The sequence below is a fragment of the Streptococcus sp. 79 genome (assembly GCF_013277425.1).
Taxonomy (GTDB): domain Bacteria; phylum Bacillota; class Bacilli; order Lactobacillales; family Streptococcaceae; genus Streptococcus; species Streptococcus pseudopneumoniae.
In genome coordinates, this window is sequence record NZ_VMMW01000062.1 from 1 (window position 1) to 2,547 (window position 2,547).

The 2,547-nt window shown below is 39.1% G+C and carries 3 protein-coding genes; all 3 read left to right on the forward strand.

Translation table 11 applies throughout. The annotated features are described in order from the left end of the window. The coding region (locus HT729_RS08815; RefSeq protein ID WP_172931918.1) for a transposase at positions 1-217 on the forward strand (217 nt) is incomplete at its 5' end. 234 nt (positions 218-451) lie between these two features. Then, positions 452-1,243 carry a DUF2785 domain-containing protein gene (locus tag HT729_RS08820; protein ID WP_000284389.1) on the forward strand — a complete coding sequence of 264 codons (792 nt, stop codon included), beginning with the start codon at positions 452-454 and terminating at the stop codon, positions 1,241-1,243. A 110-nt stretch (positions 1,244-1,353) separates the two neighbouring features. Continuing rightward, the gene (locus tag HT729_RS08825; RefSeq protein ID WP_172926350.1) at positions 1,354-2,022 is read left to right on the forward strand and encodes an aquaporin; all 669 of its coding nucleotides are present in this window, start codon (positions 1,354-1,356) and stop codon (positions 2,020-2,022) included. Positions 2,023-2,547 lie beyond the last annotated feature (525 nt).

The window sequence follows — 2,547 nt, forward strand, 5'->3', positions numbered from 1 at the left end:
TGTTATTATCATGGACAATGCTAGTTTTGATCCCAAGAACATTTTGGATGAACTCTGCATCCAAGATAAACACTTTTTCTTACCTCTACCGCCTTATTCACCAGATTTGAATCCTATTGAGCAAGCTTGGGCTATCTTGAAAAAGAAAGTAACAGATTTATTAAGGGAAGTCCCAACTATTTTTGAATGTTTGGAACGCTTTTTTAAAACTAAATGACTATATAACTAGTTTTTCGCAATTTTTGAGACAGAAATGTGATTTTTGTGATAAAGTTCTATCATTACAAGTTCATTTGTGGTAATATGGAATAAATCATTTATGTATCCTTTCAGAAATGTGCTGTTTCTCTGAATATAAATGTCTTTTTCTCTTTAACTTAATTTTACAAATTGCTAAAGTCATTTAAGGACAGATTTTTGAACAGTTGCTAGAAATGTAGAGGTATTGACCATGTATCAAAAGTTACTTAGAAAAATAGCAGAAGAAAAACCAAGTTATAACCAGGAAGAAATCCAGTGGCTACTTGATCATTTGGGAGATCCTTCTCCAGAAATTCGTGATGACCTTGTTTTTACAAGCTTTGCTAGAGGGATTCAGGAAGAGCTATTTACACAGGAACAATTTCATTTCATTGCTGAAGGGATTTCATCTGATGGAGGGTTAGATAAAGATATTGATAAGGTAGGCCTGTCAACCCTTGAACGTTCTTTTAGGGCGCTTATTTATGCAAATCTCTTGTCTGCAGATGCCAACCAGCAATCGATTTTTTATCAGGAATTAAATGCAGGAATTCGTAATGTCCTTTTAAATCAAGGTTTGTATTATCTTTCAAAAGAAAAGGATACAACGGGTTTTTCAAGTCAGTATGGTTGGGTTCATGCTTTTGCACATGGAGCCGATTTACTGACAGAGGTGGTTTGTCATCCCAACTTTCCTAAAAACAGAGTTCATGAAGTATTTGATATACTTGGCCAACTATTTAAAAGAGTTTCGATTCGTTTTACAGATGATGAGGATTGGCGTTTAGCAAGAGTGATCTATGAACCTATTTTACAAGGGAAGTTAGCGCAAGAGCAAGTAGCTTCTTGGATAAAAGCTGTTGACTTTCCGATAGAAGAAAGAGAAGATTTTTATAAATTTTCCAACTTCAGATCCTGTCTGTTGGAAGTCTATGTCCAACTTGACCAGAGAAATAGTTTACAAGATGACTTGAAAGAAGCTATTCAATCTTTTCAATATTAGGTATTGCTAGTAGTTCTATGATTTTCAAGAAAATTTCCAATCAATTTTCTTGAAACCCTTTCCTACTTTTGATAGACTAGTATCTAGTTTTTGAAAAAAGGAGAAAGAAAATGAAAAAATTTGTTGCTGAGTTAATCGGTACGTTCATGCTTGTATTCGTCGGGACAGGAGCTGTTGTTTTTGGAAATGGTCTTGATGGCCTAGGTCACCTTGGAATCGCCTTTGCCTTTGGTTTGGCAATCGTGGTGGCAGCCTACTCAATCGGAACTGTTTCAGGTGCTCACTTGAACTCGGCTGTTTCGATTGCTATGTTTGTAAACAAACGTTTGTCATCTTCAGAACTTGTAAACTACATACTTGGTCAGGTTGTTGGAGCTTTCATCGCTTCTGGCGCAGTCTTCTTCCTCTTGGCTAACTCGGGTATGTCAACTGCTAGCCTTGGTGAAAATGCCTTGGCAAACGGTGTCACTATCTTTGGTGGTTTCTTGTTTGAAGTCATCGCAACTTTCTTGTTTGTCTTGGTTATCATGACTGTGACATCAGCAAGCAAGGGCAATGGCGCGATTGCTGGTTTGGTAATCGGTTTGTCATTGATGGCGATGATTCTTGTGGGCTTGAACATTACTGGGCTTTCAGTAAATCCAGCTCGTAGCTTGGCACCAGCTGTTTTGGTAGGTGGCGCAGCCCTTCAACAAGTTTGGATTTTCATCCTTGCGCCAATCGTTGGTGGAGTTCTTGCAGCCCTTGTTGCTAAAAACTTCCTTGGAACAGAAGAATAATTGAAACTCAAAAAGCCTTGCTCCTCATCTCGAGGAACAGGGCTTTTTCGTAGTACGACGGGCATGTCGTGCATCTGAGGTGTAAGTCCTCGGTGGGCACCTGCTACCGGTGAACCCAATAGCGATTCCCAAGCCTGACTATCGTGAGGTAGCGGATTAAAACGGTCTGGGGATAGACCGTTTTAAGTCTGACACTGGAAATAAGAATCGTCAGAGGAAGGGATAGCGAAATCGTGGCTCTACGAACAGGAAGGTGATAGTAAGGCGTATATAGCGGATAAGGGGGCCTCAAACTCTAAAGTCCAAAAAGGTGGTCGTAACCTATATGCGTAAATCACGAGAGTAATTGAATTCGGACTAAGGTTTGTGTGAAAAAGATAAATCTTTCTAGAGTCTAAAGACTCTGCGTCAGATTTCCTATTTTCACTCTAACCTTTTAACGTCCTCATATCTTGTATAAACGAGGAAAGATGTAGGACTTATCCCGTGAGGTCTCATGAGCGCTGATACTGGACTAAAATCAAA

What these genes read in the sequence shown, in the direction of transcription:
- HT729_RS08820 (WP_000284389.1), top strand. Translation starts at nt 452, where the DNA reads ATGTATCAAAAGTTACTTAGAAAAATAGCAGAAGAAAAACCAAGTTAT.
- HT729_RS08825 (WP_172926350.1), top strand. Translation starts at nt 1,354, where the DNA reads ATGAAAAAATTTGTTGCTGAGTTAATCGGTACGTTCATGCTTGTATTC.